15 protein-coding genes and 5 tRNA genes are annotated in these 19486 nt (G+C 37.1%); 14 read left to right on the top strand and 6 right to left on the bottom strand.

Going from position 1 to position 19486, the window contains the following annotated elements:
- Positions 1 to 52: 52 nt before the first annotated feature.
- Positions 53 to 1540 carry an FMN-binding glutamate synthase family protein gene (locus tag DBO93_RS10740; RefSeq protein WP_108456343.1) on the top strand — a complete coding sequence of 496 codons (1488 nt, stop codon included), beginning with the start codon at positions 53 to 55 and terminating at the stop codon, positions 1538 to 1540.
- Here DBO93_RS10740 and rrtA read toward each other — a convergent pair.
- A complete protein-coding gene (gene rrtA / locus DBO93_RS10735) occupies positions 1530 to 2129 on the bottom strand; it encodes a rhombosortase (RefSeq protein ID WP_108456342.1) in 600 nt (199 codons plus the stop codon). The two genes, DBO93_RS10740 and rrtA, sit on opposite strands and share 11 nt — an antisense overlap.
- Before the next feature lie 256 nt (positions 2130 to 2385).
- Between rrtA and DBO93_RS10730 the strand changes: the two genes are divergently transcribed.
- Both DBO93_RS10730 and ggt read left to right on the top strand, forming a co-directional pair.
- Positions 2386 to 3099 (top strand): tRNA-uridine aminocarboxypropyltransferase, encoded by a 714-nt coding sequence (locus DBO93_RS10730; RefSeq protein ID WP_108456341.1) that lies wholly within the window; start codon positions 2386 to 2388, stop codon positions 3097 to 3099.
- A gap of 130 nt (positions 3100 to 3229) precedes the next feature.
- Positions 3230 to 4987 (top strand): gamma-glutamyltransferase, encoded by a 1758-nt coding sequence (gene ggt, locus DBO93_RS10725; protein ID WP_108456340.1) that lies wholly within the window; start codon positions 3230 to 3232, stop codon positions 4985 to 4987.
- A 138-nt stretch (positions 4988 to 5125) separates the two neighbouring features.
- On the opposite strand, the gene DBO93_RS10720 is transcribed toward ggt, so the two are convergent.
- Positions 5126 to 5560, bottom strand: coding sequence for a hypothetical protein (locus DBO93_RS10720; protein WP_108456339.1), 435 nt, complete (start codon positions 5558 to 5560; stop codon positions 5126 to 5128).
- Positions 5561 to 5758: 198 nt separating this feature from the next.
- Positions 5759 to 6736 carry a cysteine synthase A gene (cysK, locus tag DBO93_RS10715; RefSeq protein WP_108456338.1) on the bottom strand — a complete coding sequence of 326 codons (978 nt, stop codon included), beginning with the start codon at positions 6734 to 6736 and terminating at the stop codon, positions 5759 to 5761.
- 347 nt (positions 6737 to 7083) lie between these two features.
- Between cysK and DBO93_RS10710 the strand changes: the two genes are divergently transcribed.
- A complete protein-coding gene (locus DBO93_RS10710; RefSeq protein WP_239058967.1) occupies positions 7084 to 8373 on the top strand; it encodes an RDD family protein in 1290 nt (429 codons plus the stop codon).
- 336 nt (positions 8374 to 8709) lie between these two features.
- Here DBO93_RS10710 and DBO93_RS10705 read toward each other — a convergent pair whose 3' ends face one another.
- Together DBO93_RS10705 and DBO93_RS10700 are read right to left on the bottom strand one after the other, a co-directional pair.
- Positions 8710 to 10998: a carbohydrate binding family 9 domain-containing protein gene (locus tag DBO93_RS10705; RefSeq protein ID WP_108456337.1), complete on the bottom strand. Its 2289-nt coding sequence runs from the start codon at positions 10996 to 10998 to the stop codon at positions 8710 to 8712.
- Positions 10999 to 11203: 205 nt separating this feature from the next.
- Positions 11204 to 13594, bottom strand: a complete 2391-nt coding sequence (locus DBO93_RS10700; RefSeq protein WP_108456336.1) for a carbohydrate binding family 9 domain-containing protein — start codon at positions 13592 to 13594, stop codon at positions 11204 to 11206.
- Between the two features lie 294 nt (positions 13595 to 13888).
- Here DBO93_RS10700 and DBO93_RS10695 point away from each other — a divergent pair, with 294 nt between their 5' ends.
- From DBO93_RS10695 to DBO93_RS10650, 10 genes are all read left to right on the top strand, one after another.
- The gene (locus tag DBO93_RS10695) at positions 13889 to 14653 is read left to right on the top strand and encodes a DUF599 domain-containing protein (RefSeq protein ID WP_108456335.1); all 765 of its coding nucleotides are present in this window, start codon (positions 13889 to 13891) and stop codon (positions 14651 to 14653) included.
- 5 nt (positions 14654 to 14658) lie between these two features.
- A complete protein-coding gene (locus DBO93_RS10690; RefSeq protein ID WP_108456334.1) occupies positions 14659 to 15192 on the top strand; it encodes a DUF2919 family protein in 534 nt (177 codons plus the stop codon).
- Positions 15185 to 15919, top strand: a complete 735-nt coding sequence (gene dnaQ, locus DBO93_RS10685) for a DNA polymerase III subunit epsilon (RefSeq protein ID WP_220466228.1) — start codon at positions 15185 to 15187, stop codon at positions 15917 to 15919. The genes DBO93_RS10690 and dnaQ overlap by 8 nt, the downstream gene beginning before the upstream one ends.
- Before the next feature lie 38 nt (positions 15920 to 15957).
- Entirely contained in the window at positions 15958 to 16647 is a 690-nt protein-coding gene (locus tag DBO93_RS10680) for a hypothetical protein (protein WP_108456333.1), read from the top strand.
- 47 nt (positions 16648 to 16694) lie between these two features.
- The gene (locus DBO93_RS10675; RefSeq protein ID WP_162533771.1) at positions 16695 to 17300 is read left to right on the top strand and encodes a hypothetical protein; all 606 of its coding nucleotides are present in this window, start codon (positions 16695 to 16697) and stop codon (positions 17298 to 17300) included.
- Positions 17301 to 17470: 170 nt separating this feature from the next.
- Positions 17471 to 17547, top strand: a tRNA-Asp gene (locus tag DBO93_RS10670).
- Positions 17548 to 17598: 51 nt separating this feature from the next.
- A tRNA-Asp gene (locus DBO93_RS10665) sits at positions 17599 to 17675 on the top strand.
- 51 nt (positions 17676 to 17726) lie between these two features.
- Positions 17727 to 17803, top strand: a tRNA-Asp gene (locus DBO93_RS10660).
- A gap of 51 nt (positions 17804 to 17854) precedes the next feature.
- Positions 17855 to 17931 (top strand) — tRNA-Asp (locus DBO93_RS10655).
- A gap of 50 nt (positions 17932 to 17981) precedes the next feature.
- Positions 17982 to 18058, top strand: a tRNA-Asp gene (locus DBO93_RS10650).
- A gap of 176 nt (positions 18059 to 18234) precedes the next feature.
- Here the strand turns inward: DBO93_RS10650 and DBO93_RS10645 are convergent.
- The gene (locus DBO93_RS10645; RefSeq protein WP_108456331.1) at positions 18235 to 19200 is read right to left on the bottom strand and encodes an integron integrase; all 966 of its coding nucleotides are present in this window, start codon (positions 19198 to 19200) and stop codon (positions 18235 to 18237) included.
- Positions 19201 to 19486 lie beyond the last annotated feature (286 nt).

Raw genomic sequence — 19486 nt, 5'->3', positions numbered from 1 at the left:
TACGCAAACTTAATATAAACTATTGAACATAAGTTAAAATAAAGAGTAAAACATGGACAATATGCTTGGTTATTTAGAAACACTATCCGCTATATTTATATTGCTGCTGGCGTTAGGCGTATGCGCAATTATTTACATGTATATTGTAGATAAAACACAAAATAAACAGGCCATACGCCGTAATTATCCGGTTATTGGCCGCTTTAGATATGTATTTGAAAAACAGGGTGAGTTTTTCCGACAATATTTTTTCGCCATGGACAGAGAAGAACTGCCTTTTAATCGAGCTGAAAGAAGCTGGGTTTATCGCGCGGCTAAAGATATAGATCGCACGGTAGCTTTTGGCTCAACAAGAAACCTAGAACCACCGGGTACTATTATGTTTATGAATTGTGCCTTTCCAACGCTCGAAGAAGATGCGGTGTCGCCAAGTAGTATTACCTTTGGTCTTCACTGTAAAGAGCCTTATAGTACCGACTCAATTTTTAACATCTCAGCCATGAGTTTTGGATCATTATCAGCACCTGCCATTAAAGCGCTATCAGACGGTGCGGCGAAAGCAGGTTGTTGGTTAAATACAGGTGAGGGTGGTGTTAGCAACTACCATTTAGCTAGTGGAGCTGATCTTATTTTTCAAATTGGTACCGCAAAATATGGCGTTAGAGATGAACATGGTCAGTTGTGTGATAAAAGGTTGGCAGCACTAGCGGCTAAACCACAAATAAAAATGTTTGAAATAAAAATGAGTCAAGGTGCTAAGCCCGGTAAGGGCGGTATATTACCCGGTAAAAAAGTAACTGAAGAAATCGCCGCAATACGGGGTATTAAAGTTGGCGTAGACTCAATTAGCCCCAATGCCCACCCAGATATTAAATCGGTTAAAGATATTTTAACCATGGTCAATCGAATTCGTAACGTAACAGGCAAACCTGTTGGATTTAAAGCGGTTATTGGTGAGTCGTTATGGTTGAGAGATTTACTTGAGGAAATTAATCTTCAAGGGGCTGAGTTTGCTCCTGACTTTATTACTATAGACAGTGCCGACGGCGGCACAGGTGCAGCACCTCAACCGTTAATGGATTATGTTGGCTTGCCGTTAAAAGAAAGTTTACCTCTGGTGGTAAACTTATTGGTTGAGTATGGTTTACGTGAACACATTCGAATTATTTGTGCAGGTAAACTGATCACACCATCAAAAGTTGCATGGGCATTAGCCGTTGGCGCCGATGCAGTCAATTCAGCTAGGGGCTTTATGTTTTCTTTAGGTTGTATTCAAGCGATGCAGTGTAACAAAGATACTTGCCCTACCGGTATAACAACTCATAATCCTAAACTACAACAAGGTTTAGACCCAATAAGTAAAGCCGAGCGTGTGGCTAACTACCATAAGTATATTCAATATGGTGTAGGCTTATTAGCGCATTCGTGTGGGGTTAAACATGCAAGAAAATTAGACCGTAATCATCTGCGTGTGATTCAAGACAACGGTTTATCCGTTGCACTTGATAAGCTTCATCCTTATAGCCAACCTAAACATTAGTTCGTTTAGCATTGAAATAAGCCACAGTAAATACAACTAAACCACCGATAGCACCATATAAATGTGCGTCGGTGGCAACACTTGCCCCGATAAGTTGTTCTACATCAGCGCTAGCACCATAAATTTGTTCATGAATAATTTTTGCTATTACGCCTATTAATAATAAGTAGCCTGTTTTCTCATTATGCTTAATATCCATTAATGCTCCCCAAACAAAAAAGCCGTGTAATACACCTGATAGCCCAACATAAAGTGTGATGTTTTGTGCAAACCAGAACATACCAAGGCTACAAATAAGAGCACTGACGATAAAAATAATGAGGTAACTTTTATAATGGTAATATTGACCATGTAACGCCCAAAGTAGAGCTACAGCGGCAGCATTGAGCATGAAGTGATTACCATTTGAGTGAAAAAAATGGCCAGTAATTAAACGCCAATACTCACCTTCAATAATTAATCTACGATTATAAATTAATAAGTCTGACGTTTGGTCATCAAAAATAAAGGCTAATAGAGCGAATATCAATACTAACAATGGGCCAATAAATTGAGTTGTTTTTATGGGGAACGGTTTTAATTGCAGCATGTGTTTTATTATTTTCTGTAAAAATATAAGACAAATAAGAGATAGCTGACTTTAACAGTTGGCACTCGGTTTATAAACACAAGATTTTTAAGGCTATAGATAACTTGCTTAGCTCAAAACTACGATATTGTGTGCTTTACTCGAAACTTGTCCAATCTTAAAAGCTAATAGGTATTAAAAGTAATTTAATAAATGACTTAAACTCGACGACAAACTTACGTAAACTTAGCTTTTATTTTTTAGTTATTTTAATTAAATGTCCAGAGCTTTATGTCAAGAATGTCAGCGCCCGACAAAGGCCTGTATTTGCAAGTTTGCAGTAAGTATTGAAAATGATATTTCGGTTATTATACTGCAACATCCCAGTGAAGTTGGCCAAAGTAAAGGCACGGTGAGTTTATTAAAGCAGTCGCTTGCGAAATGTGAAGTTATTGTTGGTGAAAATTTTGATGACTCTGCTGTATTATCACTGCGACTTAAACATTATGCTGATAAAACAGCACTGTTATATCCCAGCGAGCAGGCATCACTATTAAATTATTCAGCGCTAAAGCCAGCAACACTCAATATTGACAATTATGTTGAAAGTGATGTTGAAAGTGAAGTTGAAAGTGAAGTTAAAAGTACTGTTAAATGTGGTGTTGAAGATGAAAGCACCAAAACACTTACAAATGGCGTATTGGCTGATATTGAATGCATAATTATACTCGATGGCACATGGAAAAAAGCTTATCGAATGTTTATGCTCAACCCTTGTTTGCAGCAAATAAAACATATTGTTTTACCGCAAGGAATAACGAGTCTTTATCAAATAAGAAAGACTAAAAAAGATAACGCGCTCTCCTCTTTGGAAGCTTGTTGTCATGCATTAGCACGTTTGGAAAATGCCCCTGAAAAATATCAAAACCTGTTAAGTAGCTTTGTTAAGTTTAATGAATTTCAACGATCATTTAATCAATCTAATCATTAATTTTAAAAAATGGGTAATAGGTAAGTTTAAATATTAATTCGATACTGCTAATGTACTCACACCAAGCTGGCGCATTTATAAACCCAGCTAGTCTCTATTAGCTTCTCATAACGCTCTATTAAGGAACATCATGTCAAATTTAGTCACTAAAGGGCTTTTCTCTTTACTCTTTATCTCCACCAGTTTATGTGCAACCGCCGCGCCAGATACAAAAAGACAAGACCGCGAACCAGAAGCCGCTACGGGCTTAATAATTAAAAAAACTGTGGTGACAGATCATGCCATGGTTGCTTCAGCAAATCCTTATGCGAGCAAAGCAGGTTTTAATATACTAAAGCAAGGTGGTAGTGCTGTAGATGCAGCGATTGCTGTGCAATTAGTATTAACCTTAGTTGAACCACAATCTTCAGGTATTGGTGGCGGTGCGTTTATGTTGCACTGGGATAAAAAGTCGCAAAAATTAACGACTTTTGATGGCAGAGAAACCGCACCTTCAGCAGCAACCAGCGATATGTTTTTAGATGAAAATGGTCGAGCAATACCTTGGATAAAAGCCGTAGTTGGAGGTAAATCTGTTGGTGTGCCTGGTGTATTAGCGGGTCTAAAAAAAGCGCATGAACAATATGGTAAATTACCTTGGAATGTTCTGTTTAAAGATGCAATTGAGCTGGCAGAAACTGGCTTTATTGTTTCCTCAAGGTTAGAAAAACTGGTTGCGATGGAATTCAATCCTGGCATTACAAAGTTACCAACTATAAAAAACTACTTCTTCCCTGAAGGTAAGGCAATAAAAGCAGGGCAGTTATTAAAGAACCCAAAACTTGCCGCTGTTTATCGTAGTATTGCTAAAGAAGGCACAAAAGTATTTTATCAAGGTTGGATTGCCAAGAAAATTACTACAGCAGTACAACAGTCACCCATTGCACCTGGCCGTTTGACCCTTGCTGATATGAGCAACTATCAAGCGAAAGAATTACCTGCAGTATGTGGCCCTTATAGACAATACCAAATTTGTGGAATGGCACCGCCAAGCTCTGGTGGTGTTGCCATTATTCAAATGTTAGGGCAGCTTGAGCATTTCGATATTGCACAGTATTCGATGAATGATCCTCAGTTTGCTCATTTATTTACTCAAAGTTCGCGTTTAGCTTTTGCTGATCGTAATCGATATATTGCTGACAGTAGCTTTGTTAATGTTCCTACTCAAGGCTTGATAGATAAAGGTTATTTGGCTCAACGCGCTAGCTTAATTAATCTTGATAAAGATATGGGGAATGCTGTTGCTGGCGAACCTGAAGGAGCATTAGCACAAGCCGATGACAATGCTTACGAATTACCGTCAACCAGCCATATTTCAATTGTTGATGAATACGGCAATGCTATTTCGATGACCACCAGTGTTGAAATGGGTTTTGGCTCAGCGTTAATGGTTGAAGGCTTTATTTTAAATAATCAGTTAACTGACTTTTCATTAGACCCTAAAAAAAATGGTCTATGGGTGGCAAACCGTTTAGAGCCAGGTAAACGACCACGCAGTTCAATGGCCCCTATGATGGTATTCAATCAAGATAAGGGTTTAAAAATGGTTATAGGCTCACCTGGAGGCAGTCGAATTATTAATTATGTAGCACAAACTATGATCGCAATTCTTGATTGGCAACTTGATCCTCAATCAGCGATTAATTTGCCACGCATAACTAATCGTAATCAAGTGACCACACTAGAAAAAGGCACAGATTTAGTCGAACTTAAACCAGCACTAGAAGAAAAAGGCCATAAGGTGGTAGTGCGCGACTTAAATAGTGGCATTCAAGCGATTGTGTTATCAAAGGGTAAATTGCACGGTGGTGCTGACCCTAGACGAGAAGGCATAGCAATTGGCTATTAAATGCTAAGTTGTAAACATTAAGCTTTACATAGACATTTATAAAACTTTTAAAGTTATTTTCTAAAGCAACTTTCATCGTTATTTAGAAAACAAAACGGCGTCATTATTGACGCCGTTTTTAGTTTTACTGTAAAAATATTAAAAGGGATCTTTCAATATTTTATCTATAATCCATTTATCTTCTACTTGTATCAGCGATAATCGCTTTACATCTTTTAAATGGTTATTTTGATAATAACCATCAAAGTAAACCGTAATTACTGCAGAGTTTTTAAACTGCTCTCTAACTTTAACACCACTATCGTCTGGGGTTATTTCAACATTATCAAAAGACATATTAAACATATGGCGAGCAACAGCTTTAGTTGATTTATAGTGCAAGATAATACGAGCTAATTTAGGACTACATACCGATGCCGCTTTTTTAATGTTTTGTTCGTTATACAAGGCATTAAAAAATTCAATGGCAACCACTTCAGGGTTGTCAACATTTGTAATTGTATCTTTGGATGACTCGCCACAACCAAAAATTAAAAGCATGAAGCTTAAAGATATAAGTTTTATATAATTCATAAAGTAACAATTATCTGTGTAATATTACCTGCATACTACCGTAATAATTGTTGCTAAACCTAATGTTTTTTAAAATAAAAAAGGCGTGATTATTTATAAATCACGCCTTTAAATTTAGGGTCAATATATAAGGTTATATGCTTTAGGGTAAATGTAATTTTTATCATTTATCCTAAAATAGCTTAACCTTAATAGTTATTACGCTAAGTCTTCTTCACTAAATGAGTCAGTAAACAAAGCGCTTGAAAGGTAACGTTCGGCAGAACTTGGTAAAATAACAACAATATTTTTACCTGCATTTTCTGGTTTTTCAGCAATACGCTTGGCAGCTACAACCGCTGCGCCTGATGAAATACCGGCAAGAATACCTTCTTCTTTCATTAATCTATGCGCCATTGCCATAGAGTCGTCATTTGATACTTGTTCTACTGCATCAATAATAGAAAGGTCTAAGTTACCAGGAATAAAACCAGCACCAATACCTTGAATTTTATGAGGACCAGGTTTTAACTCTTCACCAGCCATTGCTTGAGTGATAACAGGAGAATCTGTTGGCTCAACCGCTACTGAAATAATTTTATGCTCTGCTACGCTTTTAAGGAAGCGTGTTGTACCGGTAATTGTGCCACCTGTGCCAACTCCAGCAACAAAAAAGTCTACATGGCCTTTAGTGTCACGCCAAATTTCTGGTCCGGTAGTTTTTTCATGTATTTCAGGGTTAGCTGGATTATCAAATTGACCCAATAATACAACGTTGTCTGGATCAGCATCTTTAATTTCTTGCGCTTTAGCAATAGCGCCGCCCATACCTTTAGCGCCATCGGTAAGTACTAATTTAGCACCTAAAGCGATTAATAGTTTTCTACGCTCCATACTCATAGTATTAGGCATAGTAAGCGTTATTTTATAACCACGAGCAGCAGCAACAAATGCTAGTGCGATGCCAGTATTACCACTGGTTGGCTCGACAATAGATTTACCTTCGGTAAGTAAACCTTTTTTCTCAGCATCCCAAATCATGTTGGCACCGATGCGACATTTAATACTAAAGCTTGGGTTACGCGCTTCAATTTTTGCATAAACATTAGCTGAGTTTTCGCCACTTATAACACGGTTAAGTTTTACTAGCGGAGTGTTACCAATTGATGTTGAGTTATCTTCAAATATAGTCGACATTATTTTTAATCCTATTGTCTCGGTATAACTAAGTATGTCATACAGATCATTTATTTGTTTGTATGTGTTAACTATCGAAAATTATTTCAATATAGTCAACAATTGTAATTAGGTTAACCCTTTATGGCAGAAAAAGAAGTGATATTTCGGTATCTTATATGCAAAAAAGGAATAGATACCTAACTAAGAGGGCTGCAAGACATTATTTAAAATGTTAAACATTGATTTTATTAGTTATTATGCGTTTGTAAAATAGTTTGCTGTAGAATCAGTTGATTGATATTGTTAACTTTATTGCATGTGTGTACCTGTAAATATACACATCGCCCAACGATAACGGAATAAATGTGACCAAAACTGTAGATAGTCAGGCTGATAATAATAAATCAGAACACCTTGAATCATTGTCAAAAGCGGCAAAACATAAAGCTACGGCAGATAAATTGTCTGGTCAAGAAACGCGAGAAATATTAACTCCACTGGCTTTTAAAATAGATAAATCGTTATTTGGTATGGCACTTGCGGTGCCATGGCGACGCGGAGCAGCACTAACAGTTGACTTATTTTTGGTGGCGCTATTAAGTGAAGTACCCGGTGAGCTTTTGGCATTGTTAGTTGCTGTCACACTTTATAATGTAGGCAGTAAAAAACGGGCGAAAAAGCGAGGAAAAATAAGTGGTATAAGACAAACAATACTTCGTATGATTGCCGCCTTAATCGTTTTCGTTGTATTAATCGACATTCTACCTAAGCTATTTTCTAAATTAGACACAATTAATAACCAAGTTGAGCAAGCAGGGCTATCCAGTGAAAATAAAAAGCAGGGCAGTGATGGCACCAGTAATGACTTTATTAAAGTCACACTTACGCTTGCTGCTAACCTTGCTGTTTCGCACAGTGAGTGTGAAACCTTACCTTGTTGGCAAGAACTCAGTAATGATTTAGCTTCAGGCTATGCTGAACAAAGCACCTCAGCAATTGATGCTAAGCAATTTAACGCTAACTTACTTGAGAATATTACTGAAAAAAGTGATTTAACTGAGCAAGAAATAACGATTATAAGTGCACAGTTACAAAAAGAATACGCGCTTAAGCAAACTGAAAAAACGCTTATAGATCAAGATATGCTGAAAGTTACTGTGCTAAATAACGCAGAAGCAACGAAAGTAAACTTAGACAATAATCCCAATGAAATAGCCGATTCAACGTCGTTAGATGAAGCTAAACAAGTGAATGCTGCAGATATCGAACCAGCCAATCCAAAAGTGTATAAAGGACTTGCTTGGCTTAAAGGGCTAGTTGAAGATTTAGGCTTAGGTTTTGGTTGGGCAGCTTTCTACTTTACTATGTTTACCGCACTTTGGTATGGACAAACACCCGGTAAAAAACTCTTCAATATACGAGTAATTCAGCTCGATGGTACACCATTATCAGTTTGGGATAGCTTTGGACGGTATGGTGGTTATGGTGCTGGAATAGCAACTGGTTTACTTGGTTTTGCCCAGATATTTTGGGATCCCAATAGACAAGCTATTCACGATAAAATATCTTCAACCATTGTTATAAACGACAGTGATTTTGGCAAAAAGAAATATAAACAAAATATTATTGAACACCCAACAGGCGATGCGAGCTAACTCATAACTTATTAGTTATCAAATGGTACATATTGACTAAAGTCGCACCTGATTTAGGAGCTATTGTTGTTCTGTTGTCAGTATTAACGCAGGAACTATTGTCGTAATTATTATCGTAATGATTGTCGTAATTAAAGTTGTAATTAAAGTCGTTTCTGTTGTCGGTAATAATACAGGGAGTTAAGTTGGTAAGCATATTAGGCATTATCGTTGGATAAATGCCGAAGTAAACGCGGAGGAAGGTGTTTTACGCAATACTATTTCACGAGTAGGTAGCCAAAAAAAACATTTATTATCGACGACCTACTGTGAATTTAAATAAGAAGTTATAGTGCCTTAAGGTAACCACGCATAACTAATTTTAGTGTAAATTGTACGTTGCTCACGAGATAAGCTCTTCAATCTATCATCTTGATAACTATTATCTGAATAACCTAAGTAGAACACCGTTTGAGGGTTTATTTTATATGCATAGATAAGTTGCGTAGTTAAGTTATTATCTTTCGCTGTATAAGCGTTAGGGTTATTATCTAAGTTAAAATCAATATCGGTGTAGACCAAGTTGAATTTTAAGTAGCTATTAACATTAAATTGATAAGAAACTCGAAGTTCGGTTAAATTTTCTGTAAATACATTGGCATTATCTGCGTCTAAATCACTAAAGGTATGAGAAAACTCAAACTGCAGATGCTTGTTCACGTTGTAGTTAATACTGCCATAAAGTGCGACATAGTCGCCAAGTCTATTGTTTTCATAATCAATTTTATCACCTACGGTCAATTCAAGATTGGTAAATATTTGTGCTGTAGGTTGAATAGAAGCATAGAAAACCGCTTGATTTTCTTCAAACCGATCTGTGTTACCGTCAATGGTATTATCTATCGGTAAATCAAAATTTAACTCATGGCGACGTAACCCCACTTTATCAGCGGCAACGAGTAAAACATTAAACAATGACTGCATAGGACCATCGATATTAAAGCTTGATGATATCGAGCGCTCAAGTAATTCACCGTTTTCATTGTGTAATATTTGCCACTGCCCAGCAAAGGTCATTTTTTGCCAAGCACTTTCTGGCTCACCGTACATTAATCGGTTAACTAACAATTTACTTTTTTGATAATCTGCACGTGGCATAAAACCAAGATCTGCACGGAACCTTGCACCAATTTCTTGGTGTTCAGCACTAACTTCCCAATATTCTGAGTCATGTTTAAAGTTTAATTTAAAGGCATTATCATTATAGTTTTCTTCTTTACCACTATCAGTAAACTGAGCCGAGTCTTTGGTATCAGCCATCAGCACTTGTGCTTGAAGCGAGTTCGAGTCATTGAATCGGTATTTTGAATCTATACCAGAGACAAAGTTATGGTAATTTTCGGTTTGGCGTAAAGTACTGATCACACCAACTGAAAAGTCCTCGTTAACATCGTAACGATACTTAATAGCACCTGACTCACTATCATCGGTTAACGAGATTAATCTTGAACCCGTATTACCCGGAAGAATAATATTGGTTTGCGTATCATTGGTCATGAATGCGCCGTAAGTGTGTTTGCCTTCAGTGCCGGTTAATTTAGCACCATATTCAGGGTCAGCTATATTACGGGTATACACTAGATCAAAGTTACTGGAAAAGTACTCTGAGTTCTCTACAAAAAATTGTCGTTTTTCGTCATAAAAAAGCGAAAAGGTTTTATTAACACTGAGTTGACCTGAGTCGGTTTCTATATTCGAAAAATCTGGATTTAAAGTCACATTTAACAGAGTGTTGGCATTAATGCCCCAACGTAGGTCTAAACCTGCATCAATGTCGTTTTCAGCTTCCCAGTCAGTTTTGGGGGTGAAAATTTCACGAGTTTCACTTCTGCTGGCGACTAAAGTGGGCGTAAGCATAATGTTTTTACTTGCCTTAGCGTTTTTAAAACCAACAACTTCAGGTGTTTGGCAAAGCCAGCAAGGGTTGTTACGATCTAACTCAATATGAGATATTCTCAACGATGTGTCTCGAGGATAAACTCTAATTAGTTCTATTGCCCAAGTTTTAACGTCATCGTTGTCGTTAAAATTTAGGATATGGTATGGAATAGCTATTTCAACTTGGTAACCATCTTTTGTTATTTTTCCTGCAGACTGCCAAATTCCATCCCAAGCAGGGTCTTTACTGACGGTCATTTCATTAAAAATAGCATCATGTTGTACGCCATGAGGATTTACAAAAAACTCATAATTTAAGCGACGATTATTATATGTGTCTAATTTAAACCCAACTAAATCATCAAACCAGCGTGTGTCGCGGTCGCCTAAGAAGCCTTGAATTAACTCAGGGTTAGGATCTTGTGCAATAAAAGCAATGTAGAGGTAATCGCCATTTTCAACAATTTTTGCATTCGTTGAAACAGGGCTGGGTTTGTTGTTCCACGGGCTGTTTACAATATTCATTGGAACATCAAGAGCTTGTTGCCAAATGAGATCGTTTAATTCGCCATCAATGGTTAATTCAAGCTCAACATGAGGGATATTTAATTGTGCCTGGTTTACGGTATTTTCTTGCGCAAAACTCGGTTTTACAAATAGCATAAAGGCAGTGGCAACTGTAAACAGGCCACGAATACTAAACTTCAATTTTACCACTCCAATATTATTATTATTTTATGTGTTTAACGTAAGTTATATAACGTTAATAATAATTCCTTTTTTTAAATTGTTACAAATTTGCTAACAGATGGCAATATATAGTTCAATTTTGGTATAAAAAAACTACCATTAACGGTGGTTATTTATCAATAGATATAAATTGATACGCAGGCAATAATATTCAAGGTAAGGTTTACTTAAGCCATGCATAACTATATTTCATAAACACGCTGCGCTGTTCTTGCGTTAAATCTTGAATAGTTTCATCACTGTAGTGTTGATCAGAGTAACCTAAATAAAATACTGTTTGAGGATTTATTTTATAGGCATAAAGTAACTCTGAAGAGAGGCTTTTGCTATGACGATTAATATCTTCAGGCGCAATATATAAATAATTACTTGTGTTTCTACTGGTATTGTTAAAAACGACACTTAAACGGAGAAAGCTTTGTACATTAAATTGGTAAGTGGTGCGTAAATCAGTTAACCGGGCAATAAATACGTTTTCTCCTTCTGCATCTAGTTGCCTAACGGTTTGCTTTAGCTTTACTTCAACATGTTTATTGATGTTCCAATTTATATTACTACTGAGGCGATTTATTTTTCCTAAGCGATTATTGCGATAGTCAATTTTATCTCCTCGCGTAACATTAGCGTTTATATAAAGACCTAGCATAGGTTTTGTTTCTGCAAAAATAAAAAATTGATGCTCTGTAAATAACGTGCTGTTATCCGTAATTGCCAACTTGCTCTTATCAAGCCTACTACCTACGCTCTCACGTTTTGTATAGCCAACTCTAAAGTAAGAGCTATAACGAGCATGAAGTTGTGCGTTTATATCAAACTCTTTTTCTATTAATTCATTGTTATCATTGTGAATAAGGTCCCAGTCAGAATATATTTTAAACTGAGTCCACCATTTATTTGGTTCGGCATACCATTTTCGATCACCGCCAACAGAAAATTTATTATGATCAACACGCGATATAAAGCCTAAATCACCACGAAACCCCGCGTTTTGTCGATCATAAGTTACCCGGTAATACCAGTTACTGTCATTATGATAATAACCTGCTTTAAAAGCGTTGCCGGTAAAGCTTTCTGCTTTTATTGTCCTTAATACATTTTCGTTATAAATACAGTCACCAAACTGGCAATCATCGTTATTTTCTGGTGTTGCGCAACGAGCTTGTTCATCTTCTTCGTCGACATTACAAAATTGCTTAAATAAATCGTTTGGATACTGGGTTGTAGAAAATAACGACTGAAATTTAAAAACGTCTTCAGTGTTTAAGCGAAATCTAGCATCAATTCCGTTAACGCGGTTTGAATAATCTTCTGCTGTTCGTAACGTGCTTATCCAGCCAAGTGTAATATCGTTATTTAAACTATAACGATATCTTAATGCCGCCGCCTTTGACTCACCATCAATAGTGGCAACCGACGAAGAACGATTACCTGGTATTAAAATATTGGTATTTTTGTCATCGGTAATAAATAAGCCAAAGGCATGATTGTTTTCACGACCCGTTAATTTAGCGCCGTAATTAGGGGCATTAATGTTACGGGTATAAACCAAATTATAGTCACTATCAAAATAGTCTTGATTGTCGAGAAAAAACAGTCTTTTTTCACGATTAAATAAAGCAAAATTATTGTTTATATTGAGTTGCGCGTTATCGGATTCAACCGTAGAAAAATCGGGGTTTATAGTCGCGTTTAGTAACCAGTCAGGGGTGATTCCCCATCGCAAATCTAAACTACCTTCAGTATTGTTAGTATCTTGCCACTCGTTATTATCATCACGCTCTTGTGCTGCGCCCAAAACAATCGAAGGTGTAACCGTAAAGTTGCTGCCTTGTTTTGCACCTTTAAAACCTGAAGCTGTAGCTATTTGACATATTTCACAGCTGTTACCACGGTCTAAATGAATATTGGATAAACGTAAGCGCTCTTCGCGAGGGTAGTATCTAAGTAACTCTATTCCCCACGTTTGTTTACCTTCGCTTTCTTGAAAGTTTAACATTCTCAAGGGCAGGGCCATTTCAACAATAAACCCATCGTCAATAATTTTGCCTGCGCTTTCCCATATGCCGTCCCACGCATCGCTTTCTTTTTGTGTTACCTCACTTTCAATACCGTCTATTTGTACACCTAACGGATTTACCAAGAAGCGATAGGCACTGCGTTGGTCGTTGTATGTGTCTATTTTTATACCGACCAAATCATCACCCCATGACTTGTCTCTATCTTTTAAAAAAGCTCTTATCTCTTTAATATCAAGGTCTTTAGCAATGAAAGCCAAATAAAAATAACCTTCACTTTCCATTAATAAGGCTTCGGTATGTACGGGGCTGGGAATATTGTCGTAAGGTCGTGTGATATTGTTAATTAAAACTTTTTTAGCAGAGCGCCACTGTGGTTCACTTAATGAAGCATCTATAACAATGTCACCTGAAATCTGGGGTATTTCTATAATTTCATTTTGATTGCTTATTATTTTATGGGCCGTGGTTGCATGCACTAACTGCATTGATAATAAAATAGTTAAAGTCAATACCATTGGCTTTATTGATAAATACATTCGGGCTCCATCGAGGCGAGTTACAAATAATTACATACTGGCGAGTATGCTGAATAAGCAAGTTCGATGTGTCAAAATATATACGACAGTTGGGGCTTTTATCAGGTTAAATTACTTAATAAGGTCGCATTATTTGATTTTTGTGGCAAATTGTCGACGAAAGTATTTAATTACTTAGCGCATTATTGCCTTTTGTTTTGTTTCTAATATAAAAGAATAATCGCTCGAATATTAAAAAATTCTGAAGCATAATAACGGTATCTTCAGTACAAATGATTTGACTTGAAATATACTATGCCAATATACCTACTTGATGTGATCGCCTTAAGCTGTTTCTTTATTTGTTGGGCCGGGTACACTGGTTTTGCACGTAAAAAAGCAAAAACAACAAATTGCATTGCTCGATGTTTACACCAGCATAGAGTGCATTGGATGTATGAAGTTATTGGACGCGATATTCGTGTTGGTGAAGCGGCACTTCTAGCTAACTTAGAACGCAATATTTCATTTTTTGCTTCTTCTACCTTATTAATATTAGCCGGTGTACTTACCTTGTTCGCTCAGGTTGACCGGCTCGAATCTGTTATTGGTTCAATTCCTTATACTGAAACCCCAAATCATGCCATGGTGCAATTAAAGTTGAGTTTGCTGGCGCTAATTTTTGTTATGGCATTTCTACATTTTACTTGGTCATTAAGACAATACGGCTTTTTAAATGTAATGATTGGAGCATGCCCATTTGATGACAGCGGTGAAAACGAAAACCTAAATAAATATGCTGAGCAAATGGCGGTAGTACAAGACCAAGCCGCGCATGCATTTAACTATGGGTTGCGTTCGTATTATTTCTCTATCGCTGCCTTGTGTTGGTTTTTTCATCCGCTGACCTTTATTCTTGCCAGTTTATTTGTTGTTTACACTTTATATAATCGTGAATTTCGCTCAAAAGCGGTAAGAGCGATAACATTAGGACAGCAGTATCTTGATCAGGAATTTGCCATTAGGCACGCAAAAAATAAATCACCCCTTAAAGCTGATAGCAGCACAAGCAGTAAGTAAACATTATGTCAGCTAATAATTACGCTAAATTTTCACCAAAGCATTTTGATAGTTTTGATTGTTTAACATTAGCGCCCGGTATTTACTTTATTTTATTGTTCGTCTTGAGAGCTTATATTATTTGGATAATGTCGGTAACAAACATGCGTGACAATGTGGGCTTTATTCAGTGGGTATATCCACAAACGGCATTGTTTTACTTAAACTTAGCTTCTGGTGTTATCGGCCTTTTTGTAGTGCTTATTTTAAGTTTACGGCGACCTAAAGCGCCCACATGGGTTCGAACCTGTTGGCAAAAATGTAAAACGTTGCTTATTTTAGCCTTAGTGTTTGATTTAACGATTGGAGTGCTAGGTTACTTAATATGGCAGTTGCAGTCATTAGTTTGGATTATAATGCATTGTTTATTGGTAATATCTGCTATTACCTATATTTTACGAAGTAAAAGATTTACCATTAACATTGCCGAGTTTCCTGAAGTATTACCGGAAAATAACACGCGTAAACATAGAAAAACTAAAGGGTTAGAAATTGATTGAAGAAAACACACAAGACGAACGGCTTATAATACTCGATACAGAAACAACAGGTATTAACCCACGAGAAGGGCACCGTATTGTTGAAATTGGTTGTGTAGAAATGATCAACCGGCAATTAACCGGCAGAAATTATCATGTTTACGTCAAGCCTATGGCACATGGTATGCAAATGGTAATGGACCAAGAAGTTATTAATATTCATGGTTTAACCGATGACTTTTTAAGAGATAAACCTAGATTTGAACAAATAGGGCAGGAGTTTTTAAACTTTATCAAAGGTGCACGTTTAGTTATTCATAATGCCAAGTTCGATGTTGGTTTTATGGATCATGAATTTGCCATGATGCCAGGTTTTCCAAAAACGACAGATGTTTGTTCGATTACCGATACTTTAAAAGTATCAAAAGACGAGTTTGGCTCACCTAAAACCTTAGATTATTTAGCGCGTTTTTATAAAGTTGATAAGTTAATTGACCGTACCTATCACGGTGCATTAATTGATGCCCAGTTGTTGGCCTTTGTTTACATAGAGATGACCCGTAAACAAGCTACCTTCAATTTAAACCAAGGTGAAGGCCAAGGTAGTGATGCAAACGCTATTCGCAGACTAACTAATGACCGCCCAAAATTAAAGGTTTTAGCTGCTACTGCCGATGAACTAACAGAGCACGAAAACCGTTTAGCAATTGTCAAAGACAAAGGGGCTGCGCCGCTATGGTTAGAATAAAGAGAATAAAAATAAAAAGGCTTAAAATAATCAATCTTTTGTTAAAAAACGCTATAGGGCGTTTTTTTACTATCAAAGCATTACTCAATAAATTTTTATCTACTACTGTACTTACCTTACTATTTAGCTTAAATGCTAATGCACAGCAATTACCCGCAGAAATTGAATATTACAACGACGATAACGTAACCAACCAAATTCCTTATTTTGATAACCGCTTTCGCATTGACGCTCAACTTGACGAAGTTACTTTGCTGTTTTATCACAAAAATGGCGCTCAGCCCGTGATACTTGTTAGGCCGAACGGTTCGAAATTAAATATCAATAACTATCCTGAAGATAAAGTGCAATGGTTTGATGACAGCACATTCGACATGATTAAAATCAAATCGCCAATGATTGGGCCTTGGCAAGTTATAGGTGAAGTACAACCAAACAGTAAAATCATGGTTGTTTCAGAAATTAGATTAGAGGTAACGCCTTTACCTGAAATTATTCTACAAGGCGAAACACTTAAAATGTCAGGCAGGCTATTTAATGGCGATGTGCCAATTGACAACCCTTCCTTTAAAGATGTTCTTGCACTTGATGTTGATTTTTTCAGTACCAATAATTCAGCGTACGATAACTTCGGTGCAGCGCCCGTTAAACTGGCGTCATTTAGAGACGACGGCAGAGACTTAGACGAACACGCTAAGGACTCAGAGTTTACGGGGAATTCAAATTAGACTTTGCTCCTGGTGAATGGCAACCTATCTATATTGTTAAAATGCCAATGGCCACGAGAGAATTAAGACAAAAGCCGGTGGTGGTGCATAAAAACCCAATAACTATATCGGTAGCAACAACTCAAAACATCAACGGTGAGCATATTGCGACATTTACTATCGATAACACGCTAGTAAAAGCCGAAAGCATACTTATTCAGGGTAAAGTAACGTTTCCAGATCGTCAGGTATTGCCTTTTACGGTTAAGCAAGAAAAAGGCTTAAAGCGTATACACAAAATTGCATTTACTGAACCTGGCGTACATCGTATAGAAACAAGTGTATTCGGCGACACCATTAACGGCAGAGAATTTAGGGCTCAACTGCCCGAGTTTACGTTTAATGTTGAACGCGCAGGTAATTCAGGTACTTCAACTCTCAGTGGTGATACTAGTCATTTAACGTTAGAACAAAAAAAAGCGCAAGCAATGGCTAACGCAGCATTAGAAGCTGAAAAAATGGCCCAAGCATTAGCACAAGCAAAAGCAGATCAAGCGGCGAAAATAGCCCAAAAAGAAAAAGAAACATTATTCTATATTATTGGCGGAAACACGTTAGTGATCATCATTGCGGCACTTATGTTTGTTTTTATTCGCCGTAAAAAGAATAAATAACGAAAAGTTTTCGTATTTATTTGCCTGTTTTGCTGTTAAAAACGTCGGATTGTTCATCAATTAGACATATAAACAAATGAATGGAAAAAACTGGTTGACGGCATCGAATGTTAACCGTATTATTCCCGCCGCATTCAACGAGTTGTTGTTGAAAGCAGTGATTAATGTGTGGAGTGGTAGTTCAGTTGGTTAGAATACCGGCCTGTCACGCCGGGGGTCGCGGGTTCGAGTCCCGTCCACTCCGCCAATTAATCCAAAGGTTGTAAGTCCTTTCAAAATTTACAGAAGCGAGATGTGTGGAGTGGTAGTTCAGTTGGTTAGAATACCGGCCTGTCACGCCGGGGGTCGCGGGTTCGAGTCCCGTCCACTCCGCCAATTGTTTCAAAGGTTGTAAGTCCTTTCAAAATTTACAGAAGCAAGATGTGTGGAGTGGTAGTTCAGTTGGTTAGAATACCGGCCTGTCACGCCGGGGGTCGCGGGTTCGAGTCCCGTCCACTCCGCCAATTGTTTCAAAGGTTGTAAGTCCTTTCAAAATTTACAGAAGCAAGATGTGTGGAGTGGTAGTTCAGTTGGTTAGAATACCGGCCTGTCACGCCGGGGGTCGCGGGTTCGAGTCCCGTCCACTCCGCCAATTGTTTCAAAGGTTGTAAATCCTTTTAAAATTTACAGAAATAAATACGCGGAGTGGTAGTTCAGTTGGTTAGAATACCGGCCTGTCACGCCGGGGGTCGCGGGTTCGAGTCCCGTCCACTCCGCCAATTTATTTAAATTTTTATCTGTGGCAACTTAAAACCTCACACAATTACCTAAAGCAAACCCCAAAGAAAGCACCTCTAAATAAAACTTAATAATCTAAAAAAAACTTAAGCCGCTTAACTACAGTTTAATTATTGCTTATCTAATTTTTTCTTAAAAAAATCACAGTTCACTTAGCTTATATTAAAGTTGATAAAGGGCTTGTAACTCCATTTGCACCGCGCTCTATCACATGGGTATATATTTGCGTTGTTCTAATGTCACTGTGCCCCAATTGCTCTTGTACCGTTCGAATATCAGCACCTCGTTGAAGTAAGTGTGTTGCAAATGAATGTCGTAAAGTATGACAAGTAATATTTTTATCTATACCTGAATTTTTAGATGCTATTTTTACCGCTTTTTGAATTGCCGTTTCGTTTATATGATGGCGTCTTAATTTGTTGACCTCAGGATCTAAATATAAGCGATTTGATGGGAATAAATAGTGCCAATTAAATGTTTTAGCAGCACTTGGGTATTTTCTCGATAATGCAAAAGGCAAATATACTCCAGAGTAATCATCATTCCTCATATCTAATACATAGTAAGACTTTACCAGCGATATTTGTTCTTTGAGTGCCGTAGCCAGTTCAGTTGCTAGGGTAACTGTTCGATGTTTACCACCTTTGCCATTCCATACTTCGATACAATGATAGTCAAAGTTTATATCTTGTACTCTTAAGCGCACAGCCTCCATTAATCTTAAGCCACTGCCATACATTAATTGGCATAGTAAAAGGTGATTTATATTTATAGCCGATAAAAGTGCTTTTACTTCTGGGGTAGTTAATACAGTAGGGAGTTTTGGGTTTACCCTAGATTTATTAAAGCGCAAATCAAGGCTAAGCGGTTTAACTAAAATATGTTTATACAAGTAATTAACAGAGTTTAATGCTAATGCTTGAGATTTTGGCGCAAGATTTAAATTATTCGAAAGGTAACTTAGAAATCTTTCAACTTCTTTATCATGGCAATCTTTAGGATGAACTTTTCCAATAAAAATTATGTAAGCTTTAATCCAATATAAATATGACTCAATAGTTCGTTTAGCGTAGCGTCTGGTCCACATTGTTTCTTTAATGTGTGAGAGAAATTCAGATTTCATTATTATTCCTTAATAATTAAAATAGATACTGTTTATTTGTACAGTATAGCTGTATTTCCCGCTTTATTGTAGAAAGGCAGATTTAATCTGTCTTTCTACTGCCTTTTATTCAGCACCTAACAATAACGCATTGAATAATAATATTAAGTTATGTATATTGATTTGAACAAATATTCATTAGATGGACGTTTCACTTGTGGAAAGTGGGATATTATCTGTCTAATAAACTGTTAGCTGTACAAGGATAAACTCTATCAAAGTAGTCATATTAAGCATTTTTTGGGTT

Origin of the sequence: Colwellia sp. Arc7-D, assembly GCF_003061515.1 — a bacterium.
Classification (GTDB): Bacteria; Pseudomonadota; Gammaproteobacteria; order Enterobacterales; family Alteromonadaceae; genus Cognaticolwellia.
This window is presented reverse-complemented; position numbering and strand designations above follow the sequence as displayed.

Coding starts and splice junctions, on each gene's coding strand:
- DBO93_RS10740 (WP_108456343.1), top strand. CDS start 53: ATGGACAATATGCTTGGTTATTTAGAAACACTATCCGCTATATTTATA.
- DBO93_RS10720 (WP_108456339.1), bottom strand. CDS start 5,560: ATGAATTATATAAAACTTATATCTTTAAGCTTCATGCTTTTAATTTTT.
- DBO93_RS10695 (WP_108456335.1), top strand. CDS start 13,889: ATGCCAATATACCTACTTGATGTGATCGCCTTAAGCTGTTTCTTTATT.
- DBO93_RS10675 (WP_162533771.1), top strand. CDS start 16,695: ATGGCCACGAGAGAATTAAGACAAAAGCCGGTGGTGGTGCATAAAAAC.
- ggt (WP_108456340.1), top strand. CDS start 3,230: ATGTCAAATTTAGTCACTAAAGGGCTTTTCTCTTTACTCTTTATCTCC.
- DBO93_RS10690 (WP_108456334.1), top strand. CDS start 14,659: ATGTCAGCTAATAATTACGCTAAATTTTCACCAAAGCATTTTGATAGT.
- DBO93_RS10730 (WP_108456341.1), top strand. CDS start 2,386: ATGTCCAGAGCTTTATGTCAAGAATGTCAGCGCCCGACAAAGGCCTGT.
- cysK (WP_108456338.1), bottom strand. CDS start 6,736: ATGTCGACTATATTTGAAGATAACTCAACATCAATTGGTAACACTCCG.
- DBO93_RS10700 (WP_108456336.1), bottom strand. CDS start 13,594: ATGTATTTATCAATAAAGCCAATGGTATTGACTTTAACTATTTTATTA.
- DBO93_RS10645 (WP_108456331.1), bottom strand. CDS start 19,200: ATGAAATCTGAATTTCTCTCACACATTAAAGAAACAATGTGGACCAGA.
- rrtA (WP_108456342.1), bottom strand. CDS start 2,129: ATGCTGCAATTAAAACCGTTCCCCATAAAAACAACTCAATTTATTGGC.